At 61.1% G+C, this 23,542-nt stretch carries 20 protein-coding genes and 1 riboswitch; of the genes, 7 read left to right on the forward strand and 13 right to left on the reverse strand.

Annotated features, from left to right (window positions below; all coding sequences use genetic code 11):
• The first annotated feature begins 126 nt into the window (after nucleotides 1-126).
• The gene (locus tag ACM6IO_RS25970) at nucleotides 127-1,647 is read left to right on the forward strand and encodes an AhpA/YtjB family protein (RefSeq protein WP_414912493.1); all 1,521 of its coding nucleotides are present in this window, start codon (nucleotides 127-129) and stop codon (nucleotides 1,645-1,647) included.
• A gap of 233 nt (nucleotides 1,648-1,880) precedes the next feature.
• On the opposite strand, the gene ACM6IO_RS25975 is transcribed toward ACM6IO_RS25970, so the two are convergent.
• From ACM6IO_RS25975 to ACM6IO_RS26015, 9 genes are all read right to left on the reverse strand, one after another.
• Entirely contained in the window at nucleotides 1,881-2,594 is a 714-nt protein-coding gene (locus tag ACM6IO_RS25975) for a membrane integrity-associated transporter subunit PqiC (protein WP_008027916.1), read from the reverse strand.
• A gap of 177 nt (nucleotides 2,595-2,771) precedes the next feature.
• Nucleotides 2,772-5,039, reverse strand: a complete 2,268-nt coding sequence (gene parC / locus ACM6IO_RS25980) for a DNA topoisomerase IV subunit A (protein ID WP_008027914.1) — start codon at nucleotides 5,037-5,039, stop codon at nucleotides 2,772-2,774.
• A gap of 7 nt (nucleotides 5,040-5,046) precedes the next feature.
• A complete protein-coding gene (locus tag ACM6IO_RS25985; RefSeq protein WP_008027912.1) occupies nucleotides 5,047-5,571 on the reverse strand; it encodes a TIGR02281 family clan AA aspartic protease in 525 nt (174 codons plus the stop codon).
• Nucleotides 5,568-6,557 carry an esterase-like activity of phytase family protein gene (locus ACM6IO_RS25990; protein WP_008027910.1) on the reverse strand — a complete coding sequence of 330 codons (990 nt, stop codon included), beginning with the start codon at nucleotides 6,555-6,557 and terminating at the stop codon, nucleotides 5,568-5,570. The genes ACM6IO_RS25985 and ACM6IO_RS25990 overlap by 4 nt, the downstream gene beginning before the upstream one ends.
• Nucleotides 6,557-8,461: a DNA topoisomerase IV subunit B gene (parE, locus tag ACM6IO_RS25995; RefSeq protein WP_008027908.1), complete on the reverse strand. Its 1,905-nt coding sequence runs from the start codon at nucleotides 8,459-8,461 to the stop codon at nucleotides 6,557-6,559. Before parE ends, ACM6IO_RS25990 begins: the two co-directional genes overlap by 1 nt.
• A 42-nt stretch (nucleotides 8,462-8,503) precedes the next feature.
• Complete coding sequence (locus tag ACM6IO_RS26000; RefSeq protein WP_226298476.1) at nucleotides 8,504-9,112, reverse strand: YqiA/YcfP family alpha/beta fold hydrolase; 609 nt, start codon at nucleotides 9,110-9,112, stop codon at nucleotides 8,504-8,506.
• 217 nt (nucleotides 9,113-9,329) lie between these two features.
• On the reverse strand, nucleotides 9,330-10,145 hold the full coding sequence (cpdA, locus tag ACM6IO_RS26005) for a 3',5'-cyclic-AMP phosphodiesterase (RefSeq protein WP_192226913.1): 816 nt from the start codon (nucleotides 10,143-10,145) through the stop codon (nucleotides 9,330-9,332).
• Between the two features lie 107 nt (nucleotides 10,146-10,252).
• A complete protein-coding gene (locus tag ACM6IO_RS26010; RefSeq protein ID WP_008027902.1) occupies nucleotides 10,253-10,705 on the reverse strand; it encodes a DUF1249 domain-containing protein in 453 nt (150 codons plus the stop codon).
• Nucleotides 10,696-11,313: an NUDIX domain-containing protein gene (locus ACM6IO_RS26015; protein ID WP_414912494.1), complete on the reverse strand. Its 618-nt coding sequence runs from the start codon at nucleotides 11,311-11,313 to the stop codon at nucleotides 10,696-10,698. The genes ACM6IO_RS26010 and ACM6IO_RS26015 overlap by 10 nt, the downstream gene beginning before the upstream one ends.
• A 229-nt stretch (nucleotides 11,314-11,542) precedes the next feature.
• On the opposite strand from ACM6IO_RS26015, the gene ACM6IO_RS26020 reads away from it, so the two are divergent.
• Nucleotides 11,543-12,289, forward strand: a complete 747-nt coding sequence (locus ACM6IO_RS26020) for an RsiV family protein (protein WP_008027898.1) — start codon at nucleotides 11,543-11,545, stop codon at nucleotides 12,287-12,289.
• On the opposite strand, the gene cytX is transcribed toward ACM6IO_RS26020, so the two are convergent.
• Entirely contained in the window at nucleotides 12,258-13,550 is a 1,293-nt protein-coding gene (gene cytX, locus ACM6IO_RS26025; RefSeq protein ID WP_223435518.1) for a putative hydroxymethylpyrimidine transporter CytX, read from the reverse strand. The genes ACM6IO_RS26020 and cytX overlap by 32 nt on opposite strands.
• Nucleotides 13,551-13,709: 159 nt before the next feature.
• On the reverse strand, nucleotides 13,710-15,599 hold the full coding sequence (gene thiC / locus ACM6IO_RS26030) for a phosphomethylpyrimidine synthase ThiC (RefSeq protein WP_192418108.1): 1,890 nt from the start codon (nucleotides 15,597-15,599) through the stop codon (nucleotides 13,710-13,712).
• A gap of 164 nt (nucleotides 15,600-15,763) precedes the next feature.
• Nucleotides 15,764-15,869, reverse strand: a riboswitch (TPP riboswitch).
• A 192-nt stretch (nucleotides 15,870-16,061) separates the two neighbouring features.
• Here thiC and ACM6IO_RS26035 point away from each other — a divergent pair.
• Nucleotides 16,062-17,501, forward strand: a complete 1,440-nt coding sequence (locus tag ACM6IO_RS26035) for a TolC family outer membrane protein (RefSeq protein WP_207284716.1) — start codon at nucleotides 16,062-16,064, stop codon at nucleotides 17,499-17,501.
• Between the two features lie 193 nt (nucleotides 17,502-17,694).
• Here ACM6IO_RS26035 and waaA read toward each other — a convergent pair whose 3' ends face one another.
• Together waaA and ACM6IO_RS26045 are read right to left on the reverse strand one after the other, a co-directional pair.
• The gene (gene waaA, locus ACM6IO_RS26040) at nucleotides 17,695-18,972 is read right to left on the reverse strand and encodes a lipid IV(A) 3-deoxy-D-manno-octulosonic acid transferase (RefSeq protein WP_414912495.1); all 1,278 of its coding nucleotides are present in this window, start codon (nucleotides 18,970-18,972) and stop codon (nucleotides 17,695-17,697) included.
• Nucleotides 18,965-19,885 (reverse strand): LysR family transcriptional regulator, encoded by a 921-nt coding sequence (locus ACM6IO_RS26045; RefSeq protein WP_008040402.1) that lies wholly within the window; start codon nucleotides 19,883-19,885, stop codon nucleotides 18,965-18,967. The genes waaA and ACM6IO_RS26045 overlap by 8 nt, the downstream gene beginning before the upstream one ends.
• Before the next feature lie 102 nt (nucleotides 19,886-19,987).
• Between ACM6IO_RS26045 and ACM6IO_RS26050 the strand changes: the two genes are divergently transcribed.
• The 4 genes from ACM6IO_RS26050 (at nucleotide 19,988) to ACM6IO_RS26065 (ending at nucleotide 23,491) form a co-directional block, all read left to right on the forward strand.
• On the forward strand, nucleotides 19,988-20,320 hold the full coding sequence (locus ACM6IO_RS26050) for a DMT family transporter (RefSeq protein ID WP_008027887.1): 333 nt from the start codon (nucleotides 19,988-19,990) through the stop codon (nucleotides 20,318-20,320).
• 184 nt (nucleotides 20,321-20,504) lie between these two features.
• Nucleotides 20,505-21,680 carry an NAD(P)/FAD-dependent oxidoreductase gene (locus ACM6IO_RS26055; RefSeq protein ID WP_192226910.1) on the forward strand — a complete coding sequence of 392 codons (1,176 nt, stop codon included), beginning with the start codon at nucleotides 20,505-20,507 and terminating at the stop codon, nucleotides 21,678-21,680.
• The gene (locus ACM6IO_RS26060; RefSeq protein WP_008027882.1) at nucleotides 21,677-22,489 is read left to right on the forward strand and encodes an aldo/keto reductase; all 813 of its coding nucleotides are present in this window, start codon (nucleotides 21,677-21,679) and stop codon (nucleotides 22,487-22,489) included. The genes ACM6IO_RS26055 and ACM6IO_RS26060 overlap by 4 nt, the downstream gene beginning before the upstream one ends.
• 33 nt (nucleotides 22,490-22,522) lie before the next feature.
• Nucleotides 22,523-23,491: a hypothetical protein gene (locus ACM6IO_RS26065; protein WP_008040396.1), complete on the forward strand. Its 969-nt coding sequence runs from the start codon at nucleotides 22,523-22,525 to the stop codon at nucleotides 23,489-23,491.
• Nucleotides 23,492-23,542: the final 51 nt, after the last annotated feature.

A 23,542-nucleotide genomic window follows, 5' to 3' on the forward strand; every position in this document is an offset into this window, starting at 1 on the left:
CCGCAGGTGGAAAAAAACCGCATTCTACCCACTTTCAGTGACCATCGGGCACCGTGAGCGCTTTGCCGGTCTAGGGCCTGTCGCTATACTGCGCGTCAACTTCACGGACAAAAGAGCCGAGCTCAAGTGAACCGGCCCACGCCAGTTAAAACCGATAACTTCTTTCTGCTGATCTTCCGTGCACTGCGCCACCGCCGTGTACCGATTGCATTGCGCATCGCCAGCCATAACGTGATCCTGGTCGCTCTGGCCCTGGTGATCTACGCCTGCGTGATGGGTTTGCAGTTCAAGCAGGCCATGCACGAGCAGGCAGATGCGCTGGGCGAAAGCCTGACCACGCAGACCGCCACGTCCGCCACGGAGCTGTTGGTGTCCAACGACATCCTCAGCCTCAACGTGCTGCTCAACAACCTGACCAAGAACAAGCTGGTGGCCCACGCCGCCATTTATAGCGTGGATAACCGCATCCTCGCCGAAGCCGGTCAGCGCCCCAAGCACGGCCTGCTGGGCGAAGCCGAGGGCATGTACCAGAGCAAGATCACCTTCCAGGACGTGACCGCCGGGCAACTGCGCATCAGCCTGGACATGGATCAATTCCAGCAGCCGATGACCATCAGCCTGCAAAGCATGGGCATCTTGAGTGCGATTCTGTTGGCCTTGTCCCTGGCCTTGAGCCTGCGCCTGGGTCGGCACATCTCCACGCCGCTGCTGCAATTGCGCGTGTGGCTGCGCAACATCGACGAATACACCCCGGCCACCGACCGTCAGGATGAAATCGGCGACCTGGCTCGCCAGCTGCACGCCAACTTCGCGCCGGAACCGGCCGAGCCTGAGCCCGCACCGGAACCTGAGTTCGACGACGTCGATTACGACGATGATGCCGAGCCGTCCTTCGAAGTGCGCAACCTGCGCGACCCGAGTTTCGACGAGACCAAGCCTGTCACCGGCCTCAAACCTGCACCACGGCACATCGTCAGCACCGTCGAAGACGAAGATGACGACGATGCGTTTGCCGATTTGCGTGACGAATCGACAGCCGCGAAATCAGTAGTCAGAGCGCCGGTATCGAACGTTCCGCAACACAGCGCAGTGCTGGCCGTGCAACTGGGCGCCCAGGATCAATTGCGCCGCCTGCCACGGGCGCGCCTGGAAGAACTGCTCAAACGTTATCGCGACTGCCTCGATCAGGCGGCCTCGCTCTATGAGGGCGAACTGCACAGTCTGAACGATGGCAGCACGCTGATGGTGTTCCACACCGAGGACAGCGGCGACGACTACCTGACCAACGCCATCTGCTGCGGCGAGTTGCTGCGAGCCCTGGGCCATCAGTTACAGATCGAAGTCGCCGACAGCGGCATCACCCTGCAATTGCAGTTGGGCGTGACCTTGGGTGATGAGCTGTTCGGTCTGAGCCAGATCGACCTGTTGCTGACCGAAACCGCCCAGGACGCCCTGGCCCTGTCGCAACACAGCCGCAATCTGCTGCTGGTGGAGCGCAAGATCAGTGACGACGCGCTGATTCGCCAGCGTGCGCGGATCCGCCCGATTGCCAGCCCTGAGGGTGCGTGCTGCGTGGAGCGACTGATGGAGCCTTATCCGTCGATGCTGGAGCGGCAGTTGGCGCGGATGCATGAGCGTCGGGCGTAAGCAGCCTTAAGCCCGGATGTGAAGAAGCCCGCAGACAAGTGATTGTCTGCGGGCTTTTTTGTTGCCTGCCCCGCCGCCTTCGCGGGCAAGCCTCGCTCCTACAGATATTCCACTCGCAACCTGTAGGAGCGAGGCTTGCCCGCGAAGAGGCCGGAACAGGCGATGGAGATTCCAATCTGCAGAAACAACAAAGCCCGCATCTCTGCGGGCTCTGTTTGAAATCTATCCAGGCCTTAGAACCTGAACACTTCCATATCCGTACGGATCGGCGCAGCCATCGGGATCTTCGGCTGTTTCTCTTGCTCTGTCGCCGGAGCCACAGGCTTGGCCGCCGGTTTTTTTGGCGCTTCTGCAATCGGTGGCTGATTGGCCAATGGCTTGAGCGCGATCGACAGCTGTTCGGCGAGCTTCTGCAACAACACACCCTGAGCCTGAACCTGCGCCGCTGTACCGCCCGCGTGCTGTTCTTGCAGATGAACGATGCGGTTATCGCGAACTTGCCCGCGACGGTCGATCAAACGCCATTGAGCATCGAGGATCGCCGGTTGCGACTCGCCCGAGTCCAGGCGCGTGATGGTCAGCAGTACCTGAACATCCGGCGTGAAGCCCACGCTCGCCGGCGCCAGCACCACACGCTGACTGTCCAGATGACCCGCTACCTGACGCAGCAACAGTTGATCGATGTCGGAAGAAAGGCTGCCGGCCCAACGACCATCGGTCGAGGCCTGAAGGCTGCCATCCGGCTGACGCTGCAACAGCGTTTCACGCTGCAGGTAATCGGCAACCGTTACCGGGCCGAGCAATACCGCCATGCCCGCGCTTTGCGCAGGCTGAGCCGGACTTCCGCTGTCCAGCTGATACAGCGACACCGGTTGGTGAACGCTGCAACCCGCCAGGCCAAGAACGCCAGCGAGCATCAAAATAAAAGGAAGGCGCAGAGCAGTCATCGTCCCATCCAGGTGGTTGCCACAAGGCACACCACAGTGAAAATACTCAATAAATATGAAGAACGCTCGGCCACGCCGGCGCTTGGAAAGGCCATATCATCCGTGAATATGCGTTCCGACTCCAGCGGCAAAGCGTCGATCTACGCGTTAAATCGTAGATCGAGCGCTCTAGCGCGGTTAATTGAGGTTTTCGACGAGCAGCGCATCTACCCTCTGGAAGCCCCGTGGAAGTTTGTTACCACGACGTCCACGCTCACCTTTGTAGTGTTCGAGGTCGTCCGCTTTCAGTGACAAAGTACGCTTTCCGGCCTGCAGCACCAAGGTGGCTCCATCCGGCAGCACAGCAATGTCCGTGACATATTCTTCGCGACTGGCCACACGCTCACCGGAAATCCCGATGATCTTGTTGCCTTTGCCCTTACCTAATTGTGGCAGATCGCTGATTTTGAAGATCAGCAAGCGACCTTCGGTGGTCACCGACGCCAGCCAGTTGTTCTCACGATCCGCCACTGGACGCGGCAAAATCACTTTCGAGTTGTTCGGCAAGCTCAACAGCGCCTTGCCCGCCTTGTTCTTGGCCTGGAAGTCCTCGCCCTTGACCACGAAACCGTAACCGGCATCGGAGGCGATCACGTACAGCGAATCGTCTTCCGGCATCAGCACGCATTCGAACGTCGCGCCTGGCGGCGGTGTCAGACGACCGGTCAACGGTTCGCCCTGGCCACGGGCCGAAGGCAAGGTGTGCGAGGCTACCGAATAGCTGCGACCGGTGGAGTCGATAAACACAGCAAACTGGTTGGAACGCCCGGCCGCCAAGGCCTTGAAACCGTCCCCGGCCTTGTAGGAAAGCCCGGTGGCGTCAATTTCGTGCCCTTTGGCGGAGCGGACCCAGCCTTTTTCCGACAGCACTACGGACACTTTCTCGTTCGGCAGCAGATCGTGTTCGGTCAAGGCCTTGGCCTCGGCGCGCTCGACGATTGGCGAACGACGGTCATCGCCGTAGGTTTCGGCGTCCTTGATCAGCTCGGTACGCACCAGCTTTTTCAGCTTGGCTTCGCTGCCCAGCAGGGCTTGCAGCTTGGCTTGCTCCTTGAGCAGTTCATCCTGCTCGGAGCGCAGCTTCATTTCTTCCAGTCGCGCCAACTGACGCAAACGGGTGTCCAGAATGTACTCGGCCTGGATTTCGCTCAGGGCGAAACGCGCGATCAGGGCGGCTTTCGGATGCTCCTCGGTGCGGATGATGTGAATCACTTCATCCAGGTTGAGGTAGGCAATCAACAAACCGTCCAACAGGTGCAGGCGACGCTCAACCTTGTCGAGGCGGAACTGCAAGCGACGACGCACGGTTTGAACGCGGAACTCCAGCCATTCCACCAGCAACGCACGCAGGTTCTTCAGCTGCGGCTTGCCATCCAGGCCGATGATGTTGATGTTGACCCGGTAGCTCGACTCCAGCTCGGTGCTGGCGAACAGGTGCTGCATCAGCGCGTCGTGGTCGAAGTTTTTCCGTGCGCCGGGAATGATCACGATCCGGCACGGGTTTTCGTGGTCGGATTCGTCGCGCAGGTCAGCGATCTGCGGGGCCTTGGACGGTTTGGCCTGCATCATCGCCGCGATCTGCTCCAGCACCTTGGCGCCAGACACCTGATGCGGCAGCGCGGTGACGATGATGTCGCCGTCTTCGATGTGGTACACGGCGCGCATGCGCACCGAGCCCTTGCCGGTTTCGTACATTTTCAGCAGGTCGGCGCGCGGGGTGATGATTTCCGCTTCGGTCGGGTAATCCGGGCCCTGAATGTGTTCGCAGAGCTGTTCGACCGTGGCTTTTGGCTCATCGAGCAAACGCACGCAGGCGGTCGCGACTTCGCGCAGGTTGTGCGGCGGAACGTCGGTGGCCATGCCCACGGCAATGCCGGTGGTGCCGTTGAGCAGGATGTTCGGCAAACGTGCCGGCAACACCAACGGCTCGTCGAGTGTACCGTCGAAGTTCGGCCCCCAGTCCGCAGTGCCCTGGCCCAGTTCGCTGAGCAGCACTTCGGAATAACGCGACAACCGCGCTTCGGTGTATCGCATGGCGGCGAAGGACTTGGGATCATCCGGCGCACCCCAGTTACCCTGACCGTCGACCAGCGTGTAGCGGTAGCTGAACGGCTGGGCCATCAGGACCATGGCTTCGTAACAGGCCGAATCGCCGTGCGGGTGGAATTTACCGAGCACGTCACCGACGGTACGCGCCGACTTCTTGTGCTTGGAATCGGCGTCCAGCCCCAACTCGCTCATCGCGTAGACGATGCGGCGCTGTACCGGTTTCAGGCCGTCGCCGATATGCGGCAAGGCACGGTCCATGATCACGTACATGGAGTAGTTGAGGTAGGCATTTTCGGTGAAGTCAGCCAGTGACCGGCGTTCTACACCGTCCAGGCTGAGATCAAGGGAGTCGCTCATGCGGGCCTCATCGGTTCGTTGTCTGGCGCAGCAGCATGGTGCCACCGCGCTGGGTAAATTCAAGTTTGTTCAGCGCGCTCATACCGAGCAGCACTTGCTTGCCATCCAGGCCTGGCACGACGATGGCGCGCACATCACGCAGCACAATGTCGCCCAGTTGCAGCCGGTCGACACGGGTTCGATAACCCTCGGTACGACCGTTGGCGGTGCTCAGGGTCACCCCGAAGCCTTGTTCAAGTTTCAGCCGTTCGGCCATTTCTGCCGGGATCGCCACATCGGTCGCCCCGGTATCCAGCATGAAATCCACCGACTGACCGTTGATCTGGCCGCTGGCGACAAAGTGCCCCTGGGTGTTGCTGGCCAGTTTCACTTCGATAAAACCTTCGCCCTGTTCCGAGCTGACGACGACGTTGGGGTTTTGCTGGCGCTCCTCCCATTGGCCGAAAAACCGTGTCGCCAGAAATAGCGCTGCGCACCAGGCCAGCACCATGAACACCCGACCGGCGCGTTTGCCTGGTGTTTGCGGCGTCATGGCTTGGCACTCCAGCCACCTTCCGGCGCGGCAAAGCGCCAGACGACCGGGCGATACTCGCCATCAGCACGGGCACCGTCGTTGTTATCAATGCCGACCCAGGCGCCATCGGCGTCGACGATCAGCGCTTCCGTCAGGCCATAGCCCTGTGGATAACGACGGTTCTCCTGCAATGCCTCGTCGGCAAACGACCAGCAACGCTCGACTTTGGCCGTCACCGCGTCCCGGCGACAAATCTCGAACGCGTTGCGCTCAAGGGTGAACAGCTTGCCGTTGAACAACGACAGATCGGCGAAATCCCGCGACACGGCTCTGGCCTTGGGAAATTTCGCCGGCTGCATTTCCATCCCGGCTTCGCTCAGCAGCACGCAGCCGCCGTCGCAATCCCAGACCGTTTGCTGGCGCTTGATCAACAGCAGACCTCGGCGCTCACGCTCGGCGGCCAACCATAACTGGTCGCCCTCCGGATTGATCGCCAGGCCCTCGAACAATGCATTGAAGTGCAACAACATGCCGCTGGCCCGCGCCTCGCGAACCAGCATCGGCGAAATCTTCAGCCAGGACGTCGGCCCAACGGGCGGCACTTGCAGAATCGCCGCATGGGACTCGCTGACGATGTAGCGATTGCCGGCGCTGTCGCAGGTGATGCCTTCGAAATCCAGGTCCCCGCCGCGCGCGAACGACGCCACCCAGGTTCGCGAACGCAAACCCCACGGCAAATCGCTGTCCGGCACCGGCGGTACACCGATGCGCACGGTTTCAGCCTGCCAGACCGTGTCGCCGGTTTCGAGCCGGTAGATCTGATCGTCGTCGCGATCGGAAACCGCCCACAGATTCTTGCCACACTGGGCCAGCCCCGACAGGTTGCCGCCGCGCATGCCCTCCACGGGATGCTCGGACAACAGGCGCAACTCTGGTGCCGGCTCGGCAAACGCCGAAGCCGAGGTCAGAAGTAACGCACACGCCAGGGCAAAGCCAACCCGCATCAGCCAAGAACCTCGGCCAGGTTGCCTTTGGATTCCAGCCAGGATTTACGATCACCGGCGCGTTTCTTCGCCAGCAACATGTCCATCATTTCCGAAGTCGCTTCGAAATCTTCCAGGGTCAGCTGCACCAGACGCCGGGTGTTCGGGTCCATGGTGGTTTCGCGCAGTTGCGGCGGGTTCATTTCACCCAGACCTTTGAATCGGGTGACCTGTGGTTTGCCGCGTTTCTTCTCGGCCACCAGACGATCGAGAATGCCGTCACGCTCAGCTTCGTCGAGGGCGTAGTAAATTTCTTTGCCCAAATCGATTCGGTACAGCGGCGGCATCGCGACGTAGACGTGACCGGCATCCACCAACGGGCGGAAGTGCTGGACGAACAGCGCGCACAGCAGCGTGGCGATGTGCAGACCGTCGGAGTCGGCGTCGGCGAGGATGCAGATCTTGCCGTAACGCAGTTGGCTCATGTCCGCCGCGCCCGGATCGACACCGATGGCCACGGCGATGTTGTGCACTTCCTGGCTGGCCAGTACTTCACTGCCGTCGACTTCCCAGGTGTTCAGGATCTTGCCGCGCAACGGCAGGATCGCTTGAAACTCTTTGTCCCGCGCTTGCTTGGCGGAACCACCGGCGGAGTCACCTTCCACCAGGAACAGCTCGGAACGCATCGGGTCCTGCCCGGCGCAGTCGGCGAGCTTGCCTGGCAGTGCCGGGCCTTGGGTGATGCGCTTGCGCTCGACCTTCTTGCTGGCCTTCAGACGACGGCCGGCGTTGTTGATCGCCAGCTCCGCCAGGAGCATGCCGGTTTCCGGGTGAGCGTTGAGCCACAGGCTGAACGCGTCCTTGACCACGCCGGACACGAACGCCGCCGCTTCGCGGGACGACAGACGCTCTTTGGTCTGGCCGGAGAATTGCGGCTCCTGCATTTTCATCGACAGGACGAAGGCGATGCGTTCCCAGACGTCTTCCGGCGCCAGCTTCACGCCGCGTGGCAGCAGGCTGCGGAATTCGCAGAACTCGCGCATGGCATCGAGCAGGCCCTGACGCAAACCGTTGACGTGCGTACCGCCCTGGGCCGTCGGGATCAGGTTGACGTAGCTTTCCTGCACGCTGTCGCCACCTTCCGGCAACCACAGCAGCGCCCAGTCGACCGCTTCTTTGTTACCGGCCAGGCTGCCGCAGAACGGCTCGTCCGGCAGGCGCTCGAATTCGCTGACCGCGTCCACCAGGTAGGAGCGCAGGCCGTCTTCGTAATGCCATTCGACTTTCTCGCCGGTGGCCTTGTCTTCAAAACTGACCAGCAGCCCCGGGCACAGAACGGCCTTGGCCTTGAGCACGTGCTTGAGGCGGCTGATGGAGAATTTCGGTGAGTCGAAGTACTTCGGGTCTGGCGCGAAGAACACGCTGGTGCCGGTGTTGCGCTTGCCAACGGTGCCGACCACTTCCAGCTCGGTCTTCTTGTAACCGTCGGCGAAGGTCATCTGGTATTCGTTGCCGTCGCGCTTCACGCGCACCCGGACTTCGGTCGACAAGGCGTTGACCACCGAAATACCCACCCCGTGCAAACCGCCGGAGAACTGGTAGTTCTTGTTGGAAAACTTGCCGCCCGCATGAAGCTTGGTGAGGATCAGTTCGACGCCCGACACACCCTCTTCCGGGTGAATGTCCACCGGCATGCCACGGCCGTCATCGCTGACTTCCAGGGAGTGATCGGCGTGCAGGATGACCTGCACCGACGTCGCATGCCCGGCCAAGGCTTCGTCGACGCTGTTGTCGATGACTTCCTGGGCGAGGTGGTTCGGCCGACTGGTGTCGGTGTACATGCCGGGGCGTTTGCGCACCGGGTCGAGGCCCGAGAGGACTTCGATGGCGTCTGCGTTATAAGAGCTAGCGCTGGGAGTGGCCATGGGGTCTCGTCGTCAAATGTTCTATTAAATAGAGGCGATGACTCACAGTGCAGTGAAATCAATCGCCTGATACAAATCTGCGCCGATGCCGGCAAAACTCAGCATTGCCGGCAATTGCCCGGCAAAACCCTGGAAACTATGGTCGCCGCCGGCCTGAATGCGCAAGGCACAGGCCCGGTAATACTGCTGGGCGAGGCGATAATCCAGCGTTTCGTCGCCCGTCTGCAACCACACCTGATACCGCTGCGGGTCCTGGGGCGCCGGCACTTCCAGCTCGGCCAGGGCCGTCACATGGTCGTGGGTCAATTCCCAGGCCTCATCGGTATACAGGTTTTTCTGCGTCCCCAGATACCCGTCGAACATCCGGTGCGGACTGACGGCGGGGTTGATCAACAGGGCTTTCAAGCCATGGCGCTCGGCCAGGTGAGTCGCATAGTAGCCGCCGAGTGAGCTGCCGACCAGCAGTGGCCGGCCAAGCTCCGAAATTGCCTGTTCGAGCTGACCGATGGCCTCGCGCGGATGGTGATGCAGGGCCGGAACGCGCAGTTGATCGCTCAAGCCCAGACGCTCCATCACTTCGATCAACTGAGTGGCCTTTTTTGACGAAGGCGCACTGTTGAAACCGTGGATATAAAGGATCGAACCGGACATTTGAACTCCCTGTGCGTCGGGTAAAGAAGGCGGAGTTTACAGGGTGTCGGGGGAATCGGGGATAGCCGTGAAAATGTTCGCGCCTGTGCCGCCGCCTTCGCGAGCAAGCCCGCTCCCACACTGGATTCAGGGTGTTCGCAAATTCTGTGTACGCTGCAGAACTCCTGTGGGAGCGGGCTTGCTCGCGAAGGGCGCGACTCGGTCTCCCGGAATGACGCTAGTAGCCGTTGGAACCGTAGTCGACCTGAAAGTCGAACCCGGTCACGCGCTCTACGCCGGTTTCGAGCCGACCATCGGGCAACAGCCGCAACCACCGATACCCTGGCGCCTGCTCGCCAACCTTGAAATCCTCACTGCCCGGCTCGAACTGAATACAGGTTGATGGCGATGCAATCAGGCGTACGCCGTTACGCACTTGATCGATTTCCTGATGCACGTGCCCCCAAAGCACGGCACGTACTTGCGGGAACCGGTCCAGCACGGCGAACAGTGCTTCGGGATTGCGCAACCCGATCGGCTCCATCCACGCACACCCGATCGACACCGGATGATGGTGGAAGCACACCAGATGATGGCGCTCCGGTGCCTCGCTCAGCGAGCGCGCCAGCAACTGCAATTGTTCATCCTGCAAATACCCGGGCACCGACCCCGGCACCGCCGAGTCGAGCAACGTGACGCGCCAGTTGCCGACATCCACCACTGGTTCCAGCAGCGCGCTGTGCACGGCGGCTGCGGCCATGATCTGCGGTTCGTCGTGATTGCCGGGAATCCAGCGCGCCGGCGCATCGAGTTGCCGGGTCAGGTCGCGAAACTGCTGATACGACTCCAGCGTCCCGTCCTGGGAAAGATCGCCGCTGGCAATGATCAGATCGATCTGCGGCTGTTGCTGCCTGACCAGCTCGATGACCTTTTGCAGGCTGTCGCGCGTATTCATGCCCAGCAACGTGCCGTCCGCTTCGGCAAACAGATGGCTGTCGGACAGTTGCACCAGCAACGCCGAATCGGCGGGGGTCAAAGTGGATACGCTCGGCAAGGCGTTCTCCCTGGGCTAAACACGGGATAAGTGGAATGCCGCGATTATGCTGGGGGACGAACGAAAGAGGAAATCCGAGAAGCTGACGCAGTTCACATCTAGCGAGCTCAACGCACAACGGCGTATTCGTGCCCACACGCCAGGCAATGGCTCAGCCATTCACCCAGGAACATGTTCAGCTGGGCCTTTTCGTCCGGCTGGTGCATCGAGGCATTCGGGTAAGGATAGATCCCACGAAAGCGTCGCGCATGTTCGGCGCTGACCACTTCGGCCATGCAGGCGTCGTGATAGACCTGCACTTCCAGTTGTGGCACCGGCAGCCACGGCAGGCTGTGTTCCTGACGCACTTGCAGGGTCGTGGTGTATGGACAGACCTGCAGCACTTCAAGGGCCAGCACGCCGAGCATCTGCTCGCCGTGGGTCACGGCAATGCGCCGCGCCGCCGGCTCGTTGCGCATGTCCGGCAGCAGTCGCATCAGGCGCGCGTAGTTGGCCTCGCAAGAGGCTTGCAGCCCCACGAGGTCCACCCGGTAGCGATCGCGCAACTTGTTTACGACCATAACCCCCTCACTTCAACGCGGTTCAAAGCTAACCATTGCAAGGCAATGATGCTGGCCGCGTTGGCAATTCGTCCGTCGCGTACGGCTTGCAGGGCATCCTCGAACGCCCAGACCGTGACGCGGATATCTTCAGCTTCTTCCTCCAGCCCATGCAGGCCGCCGACCCCGGTTGTCTCGCAACGCCCCAGGAACAAATGCACGAATTCATTGCTGCCACCCGGCGATGGAAAATACTTGGTCATCGGCCAGAGCGCCCCGAATACAAGCCCAGCTTCCTCCTGCGCTTCGCGGTGAGCAACTTCTTCCGGCACTTCATCCTTGTCGATCAGACCAGCGACCAGTTCAATCAGCCAGGGATTGTCGGTCTTGCCCATGGCGCCGACGCGAAACTGCTCGATCAACACCACTTCATCGCGCTGCGGATCGTAGGGCAACACGCAGACCGCATCGTGGCGAACAAACACTTCACGATTGATTTCGCGGCTCATGCCACCGGCGAACAACTCGTGGCGCAAGTGCACGCGATCGAGCTTGTAAAAGCCCTCGTAGCACTTTTCGCGCCGAACGATATCAACGGCGGTCGGAATGGCGTTGGCAAAATCAGTCATGACAATCCTCGTTTACTGCTAGTCCGATCCGAGGCTCCTTTTGGTTACTTGCAACCTCGACTTCGCGCCATCCTAACGCGCCCGCGCCGTTTGATGCAGCCCCTTTCCAGTCAGCGGGATAGACGGTGAGGGCGAAACCAACTCTAATTAGCTTAGTGGCGAACTGACTGCTTCGTTGAGAGTCGAAGCGGATAACTTTTTGCCTTTCCCTGTTTTACGAAGGACGCCCATGTCGCTTTTTAAAATCGCCTCCGTGGCCGCAATCGCCCTGACCCTGGGCGCTTGCCAAAGCCTGTTCCAGCCCAACTACCGGGCGCCGCTGGAGACTACCCGCGATGCTTCCGAACAGCTGAAACCGGGTTGCACGACACCTGAATGCCCACTGGTGAACATCGATACGCTGCGCTTTCCCGCCGAGCCGCAGTTGGACGGCATTGTCGAAAAACGTCTGCTGCAAATGACCCGCACCTCGCCCGATGCCCCGGTGGCACCGACGCTGGCGGCCTATCGCGATGAGTTTTTGCGCACCGCCGGCCCGCGCTACAGCAGCTACTTGCAAGCCAAAGTACGTGAGCAGCATGACGGCTTGGTGATTGTCGAATTTTCCAGCTACCTGGACACCGGCGGTGCACATGGCACGCCGGGCCGCAGCTTCATCAACTATTCGCGCCAGCAGCATAAAGTGCTGACCTTGTCCGACATGTTGGTGCCAGGTCAGGAAGAGGCATTCTGGAAAGCGGCGCAGGTCGCGCACAACAGCTGGTTGATCAGCACCAAGCTCGATCAGGAACCGGAGTTCGTGAAGAGCTGGCCGTTCCAGAAAACCCAGAACATCGCGCTGACCTACGGCGGGGTGATCCTCAAGTACGACGTGAGCACCATCGCGCCTTACGCGCTGGGCCACGTCGAACTGAAGATCCCCTACCCTCGCCTGAACGGAATCATCAAGCCCGAGCTGTTTCCCGGCCGTAACTGAAGGCCCGACCCAGCACGAGTTGCAGCAACCCTGCCAGAATCAACGACGGCAGGGTTGCGCCGATGTCCGGATACAGATTGGCCAGCAAGTGATAGGTGCTGACCCCGCCCAGCCAGGCGAGCAGCGCCGGCCAGCGCAATGCGGCTGACGCCACTTGAGCCGAGCGCTTGCGCAGGATGAAGTGATCCACCAGCACCACGCCGAACAGCGGCGCAAACACCGAACCGATCAACAGCAGGAAGTTCTGGTATTGGGCCAATGGCGCCAGCAAGGCGATCAGGGTGCAGACCACACCGATGGCCAACGCCAGGTGTTCGACTTTCAAGCGCAGCAAAAACCCGCTGGAAACGGCCGCCGAGTGAATGTCGGCAAAGGCGTTTTCCGATTCATCCAGCAGAATCAGCAGCAGCGGAATCCCCAGGCCGGCACCGGCCAGCGCCAACAGCAAGGCATTCACTTCACCGCTCGGCGCGAACGCCAGGGTGTAAGCCACGCCCAGGCTCATCAGCCAGAAATTACCGATAAAGAAGCCAATCGCCGTCCCGCCGAACACGTTTTTCGCACGCTTGCCGAAACGCGAGTAGTCGGCGATCAGCGGCAGCCACGACAGCGGCATCGCGATGGCAATGTCGAAGCCCACGGCGAACGGCATCGAACCGTCACCGGCCTGCGCCCACAACGCCGCCAGATCGGCTTTGGCGAACAGGTTCCAGGTCAGCCAGATGCACGCGGCCAGCAGCAGCCAGATGCCCCATTTGCGCAGGATCTGGCGCACAAAGGTCAACGGACCGCTGACGGCCAGCAAGGTCGCCAAGGCACCGAAGAACAACGTCCAGAGCAGCGGACTGGAGAACAGACTGCCTTCGCTGAACGCACGCGCGCCGAGCAGGCTGGCAGCGTCGCGCATGACGATGATTTCGAACGAGCCCCAACCGATCAGTTGCAGCAGGTTCAGCACCGCTGGCAGGCTCGCGCCTTTCGCACCGAGGCTGAGTTTGAGCGCGGCCATCGACGACAGGCCGGTGTCACTGCCGATCACGCCGACAGCGGCCAGCAGCAGAACGCCGACCAGCGTACCGAGGAAGATCGCCAGCAGCGAACCGGACAGGCCAAGACCTGGTGCGAGCAATGCGCCGGTCTGCAAGACCATCAGGCCGATGCCGAGGGAGAACCACAGGGAAAACAGATCACGACCGCCGAAGACACGTTTGTCGGTCGGCACCGCGATGTCGGGTGAATAAGTGCTGGGTTGAATGCTCAAGGGTGTTATCTCAGAGGAACATTTGTTGTTGTGTTGAACTGCACCTGTAGGAGCGAGGCTTGCCCGCGAAGGCGGTGTGTCAGGTAAAACGCCTTCGCGGGCAAGCCTCGCTCCTACAGGGTATGCGCCAGTCAAGAAGCACTGACGCTGCGGGTCAAATCAAACCTTCTTGTACAGCTGACTGCCTTCCTGCTTGAACCGCTCTGCCTGTTCCGCCAATCCCCGGGCGACTTCGGCGTCGACGGTCTCGATGCGCTGGTTGGCCGCGTATTCGCGGACTTCCTGGGTGATTTTCATCGAGCAGAATTTCGGCCCGCACATCGAACAGAAATGCGCGACCTTGGCCGAATCCTTCGGCAACGTCTCATCGTGATACGAACGTGCGGTGTCCGGATCGAGGCCCAGGTTGAACTGGTCTTCCCAACGGAATTCGAATCGCGCCTTGCTCAAGGCATTGTCGCGAATCTGCGCGCCCGGGTGTCCCTTCGCCAGATCGGCGGCATGTGCGGCGATCTTGTAAGTGATGATCCCGGTCTTCACGTCATCCTTGTTTGGCAGGCCCAAGTGTTCCTTCGGCGTCACGTAGCAGAGCATCGCGCAACCGAACCAGCCGATCATTGCCGCACCGATACCCGAGGTGATGTGGTCGTAGCCTGGCGCGATGTCGGTGGTCAGCGGGCCGAGGGTGTAGAACGGCGCCTCGTCGCAGCACTCGAGTTGCTTGTCCATGTTCTCTTTGATCAACTGCATCGGCACGTGGCCCGGGCCTTCGATCATGGTTTGCACGTCGTGCTTCCACGCGATCTTGGTCAGCTCGCCGAGGGTTTCCAGTTCACCGAATTGCGCGGCGTCGTTGGCGTCGGCAATCGAGCCCGGACGCAGGCCGTCGCCCAGCGAGAAGCTGACGTCGTAGGCCTTCATGATTTCGCAGATCTCTTCGAAATGCGTGTAAGCGAAGTTTTCTTTGTGGTGCGCCAGGCACCACTTGGCCATGATCGAACCGCCACGGGAAACGATGCCGGTCACACGTTTGGCGGTCAGCGGCACGTAGCGCAGCAGCACGCCGGCGTGGATGGTGAAGTAATCGACGCCCTGCTCGGCCTGTTCGATCAGCGTGTCGCGGAACAGCTCCCAGGTCAGGTCTTCGGCAGCGCCGCCGACTTTTTCCAGCGCCTGATAAATCGGCACGGTGCCGATCGGCACTGGCGAGTTGCGGATGATCCACTCGCGGGTTTCATGAATGTGCTTGCCGGTGGACAAGTCCATGATGTTGTCCGCGCCCCAGCGAATGCCCCAGGTCAGTTTCGCCACTTCTTCTTCGATGGACGAACCCAGTGCGCTGTTGCCGATGTTGCCGTTGATCTTCACCAGGAAGTTACGGCCGATGATCATCGGTTCCAGTTCGGTGTGGTTGATGTTGGCCGGGATGATCGCGCGACCGCGAGCGATCTCTTCACGAACGAATTCGGGGGTGATGATTTTCGGCACGCTGGCGCCGAAGCTGTGGCCGGCGTGTTGCTGATCCAGCAGGCCAGCGGCACGGGCGACTTCAAGCTTCATGTTTTCGCGGATGGCGACGAATTCCATCTCGGGCGTGATGATGCCCTGACGCGCGTAGTGCATTTGCGTGACGTTGCCACCGGCCTTGGCGCGGCGCGGGTTGTTCACGTGAGCGAATCGCAGCTTGGTCAGCTCCGGATCGGCGAGGCGTTCCTTGCCGAAGTTCGAGCTGAGGCCGGGCAGACGCTCGGTGTCGCCACGGGCTTCGATCCATGGCGAACGCACATCGGCCAGGCCTTTGCGCACGTCGATGATCACGTTGGGGTCGGTGTACGGACCCGAGGTGTCGTACACGACAACCGGCGCGTTGATCTCACCGCCGAAGTCGGTCGGGGTCACATCAAGGCTGATTTCGCGCATCGGCACGAGGATGTCCGGGCGGGAGCCCTGAACGTAGATTTTTTGCGAGCGGGTAAACGGTTGAACCGATTGTTGATCGACTTGGGCCGAGTCACTCAGGTTCGTTATGTTTTTTGGTTTTATCGTCATCACGGGCTCTCCGAACACATCCAGGCAGTGGATTTTTTGTCGGAGCGAACCTGTAATCGAATGGACGCACGGGCGCTGGGAAAACCAGCAGTGCTGTGCTCAGTGCTCGAGGGGTGTTCGATTGTCGAACAACATCCCGGACGAAGCACAAGAGGACTCGCCGGGTGACGAGAAATCTTGTTCCCTACGCAGGCGCTAACCTGATCAGGTTCAACGGGATCCGAAATTATTCGATCTCAGCCTCATAGCAAGGCACCCCGACAAGAACCCGGCCAGTCTAGACACAACTGACAAAGAACGCCAACACCGCAGTAAACACCATGATGAATGGCGCAATCAGACGATTGTTGCCGCACGTATGCGCAACTACACTCGCAACGGCCATGTCGCGCATTGACGCTGAATGGGCTGCGCCGTACCTTTGGCGCTCAAATTATCAGTGTAATTTTTAGGGATGGCCTCATGCTGCGCAAACTCTCACTGGCCCTTGCCGTGTCTTGTGCTTCCAATGGAATGGCCTGGGCAGCAGAAGCGCCCTTATCGACCAAGACCGATCTGGTCAGCGTCTACCAGGAAGCGGTGGACAACAACGCCGACCTGGCCGCCGCCCGCGCCCAATATGGCGCGCAGAAAGAAGTCGTGCCCCAGGCGCGCGCCGGCTTGCTGCCGAATATTTCCGGTGGCGCCCAGTTGGCCAACGTGCGCACCGATATCGATCAACCGTCGTCCGTTGCCAACCGTAGCGCCAACTCCTATCAGGCAACGTTGGCTCAGCCTTTGTTTCGTGCCGATCGCTGGTTCCAGTACCAGGCCGCCAAGGACGTCAATGAGCAAGCCGCCCTGCAACTCTCGGCGACCGAGCAGAACCTGATCCTGCAAACCGCCGAGGACTACTTCAACGTGCTGCGCAGCCAGGACAACCTGGCCTCGACCAAGGCTGAAGAAGCGGCATTCAAGCGTCAGCTCGACCAGTCCAACGAACGCTTCGATGTCGGCCTGTCGGACAAGACCGACGTGCTGCAATCGCAAGCCAGTTACGACACCGCACGGGCCAACCGGATCGTTGCGCAGCGTCAGGTGGATGATGCGTTTGAAGCGTTGATCACCCTGACCAACCGTCAGTACAACTCGATTCAGGGCATCGTCCACACCTTGCCGATCCTGCCGCCGGCGCCGAACGACGCCAAGGCCTGGGTCGACACCGCCGCCAAACAGAACCTGAATCTGCTGGCCAGCAACTACGCGGTCAGCGCCGCCGAAGAAACCCTGAAGCAGCGCAAGGCCGGCCACGCACCAACGGTGGATGCGGTGGCCAAGTATGAGAAAGGCGACAACGATGCCTTGGGCTTCAGCAACCCGAACGGCTTCGGCCAGCCGTATGGTGGCCCCGTCGAGCAACGCACGCTGGCGCTGCAATTGAACATCCCGATCTACAGCGGCGGGCTGACCAGTTCGCAGGTTCGCCAGTCGTACTCGCAACTGGACCAGACCGAACAACAGCGTGAGAGTCTGCGTCGGCAAGTGGTGGAGAACACCCGCAACCTGCACCGCGCGGTGAACACTGATGTCGAGCAGGTGCAGGCGCGCAAGCAGTCGATCATCTCCAACCAGAGCGCGGTGGAAGCGACCGAAATCGGTTATCAGGTGGGTACGCGCAACATCGTCGATGTGCTCGACGCGCAGCGTCAGCTGTACACCTCGGTGCGCAATTACAACAACACCCGCTACGACTACATCCTCGACAACCTGCGCCTGAAGCAGGCCGCCGGCACGCTGAACCCGGGGGATTTGCAGGACCTGAAACGCTATCTCAAGGCTGACTACAACCCGGACAAGGACTTCCTGCCACCGGACCTGGCCAAGGCTGCGGCTGAGCAGTTAAAGGCAAAACCGGGGCAATAGTATTCGACGCGACTCTTTGTAGGAGCCGGCTTGCCGGCGATGGCGATTCCGAAGACGCCATCGCCAGCAAGCCGGCTCCTACAGAATCGGGGATGACGGTGATTTTGAGGTTCACGCAAAACCCGTAGGAGCCAGGCTTGCCGGCGAAGGCGATTTCAAGGAAGCCTTCGCCGGCAAGCCTGGCTCCTACAGGTCAGCGATTGATCAATCGATCCAACCCATCCAGCAACCGCTGCAACGCGCCCTGATTGGTGCGCATCACTTTCAGCCCCGCGTCTGCCATTCGCTGCGCATCGCGCGGCAATTCGAACAACCGCTGCACTGCCAGCGCCAAACCCTCGGCATCTTCCACTTCCTGCAACGCCCCGGCGCTGCGCAACTGCGCGGCGATTTCGAGGAAGTTGAACAGGTGCGGCCCACTGAGCACCGGTTTCGCCAGCGCGGCGGGTTCCAGCAAGTTATGGCCACCGTTCGGCACCAGACTGCCGCCGACAAAAGCGCTGTCGGCCAGGGCGTACAAAAACAGCAACTCGCCCATGGTGTCACCGAGCAACACCGACGTATCGGCGGTAACCGGCTCGCCGGAGGAACGACGCACCGTGGCGAAACCCTGCTGCCTGCAAAGCTCGAACACCGCGTTGAAACGCTCTGGATGACGCGGCACCAGAATCAGCAACGCATCGGGATGACCGGCAAGCAACTGACGATGCGCCGCCAGCACCACTTCGTCTTCACCGTCGTGAGTGCTGGCGGCGATCCACACCGGACGCTCCTGCGCCCGCCATTGCCCACGCAACTCGGTCGCACGCTGGAGCAGTTGCGGGTCGATGGTCAGGTCGAACTTGATCGAACCGGTCACTTCAACCGTTTCCGCACGGGCGCCCAAATCGCGGAAGCGCTGGGCCTCGGCTTCGGTCTGCACGGCGAACAGGCTCATTTCGGCGAGCATCGGCTGAGTCAATTTACCGAAGCGGCCATAGCCTTTGGCGGAACGCTCGGACAGTCGTGCGTTGGCCAGCGCCACAGGAATCCCGCGTTTGGCGCATTGATGAATGTGGTTGGGCCAGAGCTCGGTTTCCATGATCACCGCCAGTGTTGGCCGGACCCGGTCAAGAAACCGCGCCGCCGCGCATGGCAAGTCGTAAGGCAAATAGCAGTGCTGGATGCGCGGCTCGTTGGCGAACAAGGCGTGGATGCGTTCGGAGCCCGTCGGCGTCATGCAGGTCACGGTGATCGGCAGCGCTGGATAACGTTGCAGCAACGCGCGAATCATCGGCGCTGCGGCAATGCTCTCGCCCACGGACACCGCGTGCACCCAAATGCCGCCTGGCTTCATCGCCGGCAGCCCGAGCGAGAACCGCTCGCCGATGCGTTTGGCATACGCCGGTGCCTTGCGCGAGCGCAGCCACAGCCGAATCGCTACCAGTGGCAGCCCCAGGTAAAACAGCGCGGTGTAGAGAGTTCTATTCATGGCGGCGGAGTTTATCGGTTTTTTCGCCGATCGCCTGCAAGTGCACGGCAAAACGTTCCGCCAGCCAACGGGCCGCCGGGCCGAGCGGTTCATCGCGGCGCCAGACCAGCTCCACCACCAGTGCCGGCGGCGTCCATTCGCTGGCCAGTTCGACCATCAACCCCTGATACGCCGGATACTGCACCACGTGCCGTGGAAGCCAGGCCCAGCCGAGGCCACGCACCAGCCATTCGGCCATCACGTAGAAACTGTCGGCCCGCCAGACCTGCGGGCTGGCCGGCTCGCTGCCGGGATACACACTGGACTGGGTCGACATCAGCAACTGCCGATGCTGCGCCAGTTGCTGACAATCGACCGGAGCCTGTGTCGCCAATGGATGCCCGACGCCGCACACCGTGACCATTTCGACGCTGCCCAGCACTCGCCGTTCGAGCGCCTCGGGAATCTGATCGTGATAAAACAACAAACCGAGATCGGCCCGACGCTCCACCAGCTTGCGCGCCACATCGCCCTGGGCAGCGCTGGTCAATTGCACTTCAAGGCTGGGAAACTGTTCCGCCAGGGCTTCGAAACTTTCAATGATCGGCTGATACGGCATCGCCTCATCCTGAGCCACGCGCAGGCGAGCTTCCTGGCCACGCGTCATTGCCAGCGCCCGACCATTCAGGCGCTCGCATTGACGCAGCACTTCCCGCGCCTCATCCAGCAACGCATTGCCGGCCTCAGTGAGTTTGGGCTGCCGGCCGCTGCTGCGGTCGAACAGGCTCACACCCAGGTCTTCTTCCAACAGCGCTATCGAACTGCTGACCGCCGACTGCGCCTTGCGCTGGTCCCGCGCCACAGCGGAAAACGATCGCTGCTCGGCAACGCTGACGAACAAACGCAACTGCTCCAGATTCCATTGAATGTTCATGGACAACCCATCTCCCATACAGATAGGTAATGACTTTACCCCATCTGAGCAACCTCTAAAATGCCGACCTCATAAAGCAACACTTCACACGAGGATGCACCCATGACCGCTTACTACTACCTGGCCATCGCCATCTGCGCCGAAGTGATCGCCACTGTTTCGATGAAAGCGGTCAAAGGCTTCAGCACACCGCTGCCGCTGATTCTGGTGATCGTCGGTTATGGCATTGCCTTCTGGATGCTGACATTGGTGGTGCGCAGCGTGCCGGTGGGTGTGGCGTACGCGGTGTGGGCCGGCATGGGGATCGTGATGGTCAGCGTCGCGGCGCTGTTTATCTACGGGCAGAAGCTGGATGTGCCGGCGATGCTCGGGATGGCGCTCATCGTGCTTGGCGTTGTGGTCATCCAGCTCTTCTCCAAAACCGCCGGGCACTAAGCCCTGAAACACAATCCCATTGTGGGAGCGGGCTTGCTCGCGAAGGCGGCGTGTCAGGCAATATAAAAGTTGCCTGACGCACCGCCTTCGCGAGCAAGCCCGCTCCCACAGTTTGATCACCAACAAATCCCCACTTCTTCGAGTCTGTATACTGCGCCCTCGTCTTGAACACTGAGGTCGCTGCATGCCATCCGTTATTTCCACCGACGTTTTGATTGTCGGCGCTGGTGTCGCCGGCCTCTGGCTGAATGCGCGCCTGCGCCGCCAGGGTTTTTCGACCGTGTTGGTGGAAAGCGCCACCCTCGGTGGCGGGCAGAGCCTGAAGTCCCAAGGCATCATCCACGGCGGCGCCAAGTACGCGCTGCATGGCGCCCTGACCGGCGCCTCGGAAGCCATCGCCGACATGCCGCGCCGCTGGCGTGAAGCCCTGGCCGGTGACGGTGAACTGGATTTGTCCGGTGTGCGCCTGTTGTCCGAAGCCCATTACCTCTGGTCCCCCGGCACGATCGCCGGCAACCTCACCAGTTTCTTTGCCAGCAAAGCCGTGCGCGGTCGCGTCGATCAGGTCAAGGGCGACCAATTGCCGCCGGCCCTGCAAGACAAGCGCTTCAAGGGCAAGGTCTATCGCCTGGCAGAACTGGTGATCGACGTGCCAAGCCTGATTCAGCGCCTCGCCGACCTGGCCGGTGACGGCTTGCTCGCCGGTAAGACGATCGAGCCGTTGCTGGACGCTGGCGTTCTGGTCGGCCTGAAGGTCGACGAGCGTGAAATCCGCGCCCAACGCATCATCTTGAGCGCCGGTGCCGGGACGGCAGCGCTACTCGAAGCACTGGGGCTGACCAAGCCCGCCATGCAACGTCGACCGCTGCACATGATCATCGCCAAAGGGCCCGGCCTCAAACCGCTGTACGCCCATTGCCTGGGGGGCGGCACCAAGCCGCGCATCACCGTGACCACCCATCCGGCCGCCGATGGCCAATGGGTCTGGTACCTGGGTGGCGATATCGCCGAGGCCGAAGGGGTTGCCCGCGAACCGGCCGAGCAAATCGCCACCGCGCAAAAAGAACTCGGCCAATTGCTGCCATGGATCGACTTGAGCACCGCGCAATGGGCGACCTTGCGCGTGGACCGCGCCGAGCCGCTGCAATCGGGCCTGACGCGACCGGACAACGCCTTCCTTGCCGAAGAAGGCCGCTTGCTGGTCGGCTGGCCGACCAAACTGGCGCTGGCGCCGGACTTTGCCGACCGCGTCATCAGCTCATTGCAACGTGACGGCATCCAGCCAAGCCATCCCGCGCCGCTGCCCGAGTTGCCAAAGCCGCCGATGGGCGTCCCGGCCTGGGAGCAACTGCTGCCATGAGCCAACCGACCCTGCACGACTTGCATCGCCCGCTGGGCAGCACCGGCCTGATGGTTTCGCCCCTGGGCTTGGGCACCGTCAAACTCGGCCGTGATCAAGGCGTGAAATACCCCAACGGCTTCCAGATCCCCGACGATGACGAAGCGCGCATGCTGCTCAAACTCACGCGCGACCTGGGCATCAACCTGATCGACACCGCCCCGGCCTATGGTCGCAGTGAAGAACGACTCGGCCCGTTGTTGCGCGGTCAACGCCAGGACTGGGTGATCGTCAGCAAGGTCGGCGAAGAGTTTGCCGACGGCCAGTCCCGCCACGATTTCAGCGCCGCGCACACCCGGCTCTCGGTGGAACGCAGCCTGCAACGTCTGGAAACCGATTTTATCGATCTGGTGCTGGTGCACTCCGACGGCAACGACCTGGCGATCCTCAACGACAGCGAAGTCTACGCGACCCTCGCCGCGCTCAAGGCCGAAGGCAAGATTCGTGGCTATGGTTTCTCCGGCAAAACCGTGGAAGGCGGTTTGAAGGCTCTGGAACAAGGTGATTGCGCGATGGTCACCTACAATCTGAACGAACGGAACGAGAAGCCGGTCATTGACTATGCTGCTGATCACGGCAAAGCCATCCTGGTCAAAAAAGCCCTCGCCAGCGGTCACGTCTGCCTGAGTCCAGGTGTGGATCCGGTGCGCGCCAGTTTCGAGTTGTTGTTTGAACATCCGGGTGTGGCCAGTGCTATTGTCGGGACCATCAATCCGCTGCACCTCGCCCACAACGTCGCGACCGTTGCCCAGGTCCTACGTAGCAACTGATGCCGCCCCACGCGGCCTTAAGCAGGAGCCGACATGCCGCGTACGCTCATTAGAAAGAACCCGAGCAACTTCAAGACCCTGCCGTTATTCGTCGAAGCGACTCCCGAAGGCCTGAGTTATCAAAGCGTCGGGATGCCGCTGAATTTTTCCCAGACCTTGCAACGTCGCCGCCCGGTGACGGTGGCTGACAGCGAACGGTTCGCCGTGGAGCTGGCCAATCTCGGGGTTTCGGTACGCCTGACCCTGCATTGGCAGAATCGCGATTACTGGGTGTTGGTACGTCAGCGTCGGCAAGACCGTGGCGATGTGGTGCTCAAGCTGATCTCCGGTTACGTGCCGGCCCACGAACTGAACCTGCCGCTGCACACCGCCATCCAGGAGATTGCCGAAGAGTGCCTGCTGGAAACGCCGGAAGGCTGGCTCGGCGGGCGCTTCAACGACACCTGGCTGCCGGCGCCCTACTCCGCCGCGCTGCACTATCGCGAGGCGTTGCCGTTTCGATTGACGCCGCTATCCGGCTCGGCGCGGCCGGTGCGCTGCGCCAACCTGCAGTTGATCGAACGACCGCGCGCCTATGTGCACCTGCCGACCGCGTCGCTGCAACTGATCTATGACTTGCGCCTGGACGTGCCCAAGGAAGCCAAATCCCTGAGCCTGTTTCATGTCGACGAACGACTGGAGGGCGATCAACTGGTGGCCCGACTAGACCGCAAGCGTCCCGACTTGTACCTGATGCCGTTGCAGGACGGCCAGCCGATGGCCGAGTTGTATACCCTGAAAAAGGATCACCTTTACCCGGCGAGCACGCGCGGCTTGTATCTGGCAGAGAGTTTTGCCCAGCAGCAAGGCTGGCTGGTGCGCGATGAGCGGATTCGCTGGAAGGATTGGGTGCGCCAGCAAGGCTTGAACCCGCCGGGGAAAGATTCCGGTTTGGCGCGGTTGCGCGGGAAGGCGAAGCAATTGCTGAAAAAGATCGTGCCGCGCAAGAAGGTCAGTTCCTAAAAACCCAGCATGCGTACACCTAACCCTGTAGGAGCTGGCTTGCCAGCGATG

Origin of the sequence: Pseudomonas sp. IT-P44, from assembly GCF_949768225.1 — a bacterium.
Taxonomy (GTDB): Bacteria; Pseudomonadota; Gammaproteobacteria; order Pseudomonadales; family Pseudomonadaceae; genus Aquipseudomonas; species Aquipseudomonas migulae.

Excerpts from the sequence above, each read along its gene's own strand:
- ACM6IO_RS26055 (WP_192226910.1), top strand. The coding sequence starts at position 20,505 with ATGCCATCCGTTATTTCCACCGACGTTTTGATTGTCGGCGCTGGTGTC.
- ACM6IO_RS26045 (WP_008040402.1), bottom strand. The coding sequence starts at position 19,885 with ATGAACATTCAATGGAATCTGGAGCAGTTGCGTTTGTTCGTCAGCGTT.
- ACM6IO_RS26020 (WP_008027898.1), top strand. The coding sequence starts at position 11,543 with ATGTCGCTTTTTAAAATCGCCTCCGTGGCCGCAATCGCCCTGACCCTG.
- ACM6IO_RS26035 (WP_207284716.1), top strand. The coding sequence starts at position 16,062 with ATGCTGCGCAAACTCTCACTGGCCCTTGCCGTGTCTTGTGCTTCCAAT.
- ACM6IO_RS26050 (WP_008027887.1), top strand. The coding sequence starts at position 19,988 with ATGACCGCTTACTACTACCTGGCCATCGCCATCTGCGCCGAAGTGATC.
- parE (WP_008027908.1), bottom strand. The coding sequence starts at position 8,461 with ATGGCCACTCCCAGCGCTAGCTCTTATAACGCAGACGCCATCGAAGTC.
- thiC (WP_192418108.1), bottom strand. The coding sequence starts at position 15,599 with ATGACGATAAAACCAAAAAACATAACGAACCTGAGTGACTCGGCCCAA.
- ACM6IO_RS26060 (WP_008027882.1), top strand. The coding sequence starts at position 21,677 with ATGAGCCAACCGACCCTGCACGACTTGCATCGCCCGCTGGGCAGCACC.
- parC (WP_008027914.1), bottom strand. The coding sequence starts at position 5,039 with ATGAGCGACTCCCTTGATCTCAGCCTGGACGGTGTAGAACGCCGGTCA.
- ACM6IO_RS25975 (WP_008027916.1), bottom strand. The coding sequence starts at position 2,594 with ATGACTGCTCTGCGCCTTCCTTTTATTTTGATGCTCGCTGGCGTTCTT.
- ACM6IO_RS26010 (WP_008027902.1), bottom strand. The coding sequence starts at position 10,705 with ATGGTCGTAAACAAGTTGCGCGATCGCTACCGGGTGGACCTCGTGGGG.
- ACM6IO_RS26015 (WP_414912494.1), bottom strand. The coding sequence starts at position 11,313 with ATGACTGATTTTGCCAACGCCATTCCGACCGCCGTTGATATCGTTCGG.
- ACM6IO_RS25990 (WP_008027910.1), bottom strand. The coding sequence starts at position 6,557 with ATGCGGGTTGGCTTTGCCCTGGCGTGTGCGTTACTTCTGACCTCGGCT.
- waaA (WP_414912495.1), bottom strand. The coding sequence starts at position 18,972 with ATGAATAGAACTCTCTACACCGCGCTGTTTTACCTGGGGCTGCCACTG.
- ACM6IO_RS26000 (WP_226298476.1), bottom strand. The coding sequence starts at position 9,112 with ATGTCCGGTTCGATCCTTTATATCCACGGTTTCAACAGTGCGCCTTCG.
- ACM6IO_RS26065 (WP_008040396.1), top strand. The coding sequence starts at position 22,523 with ATGCCGCGTACGCTCATTAGAAAGAACCCGAGCAACTTCAAGACCCTG.
- ACM6IO_RS25985 (WP_008027912.1), bottom strand. The coding sequence starts at position 5,571 with ATGACGCCGCAAACACCAGGCAAACGCGCCGGTCGGGTGTTCATGGTG.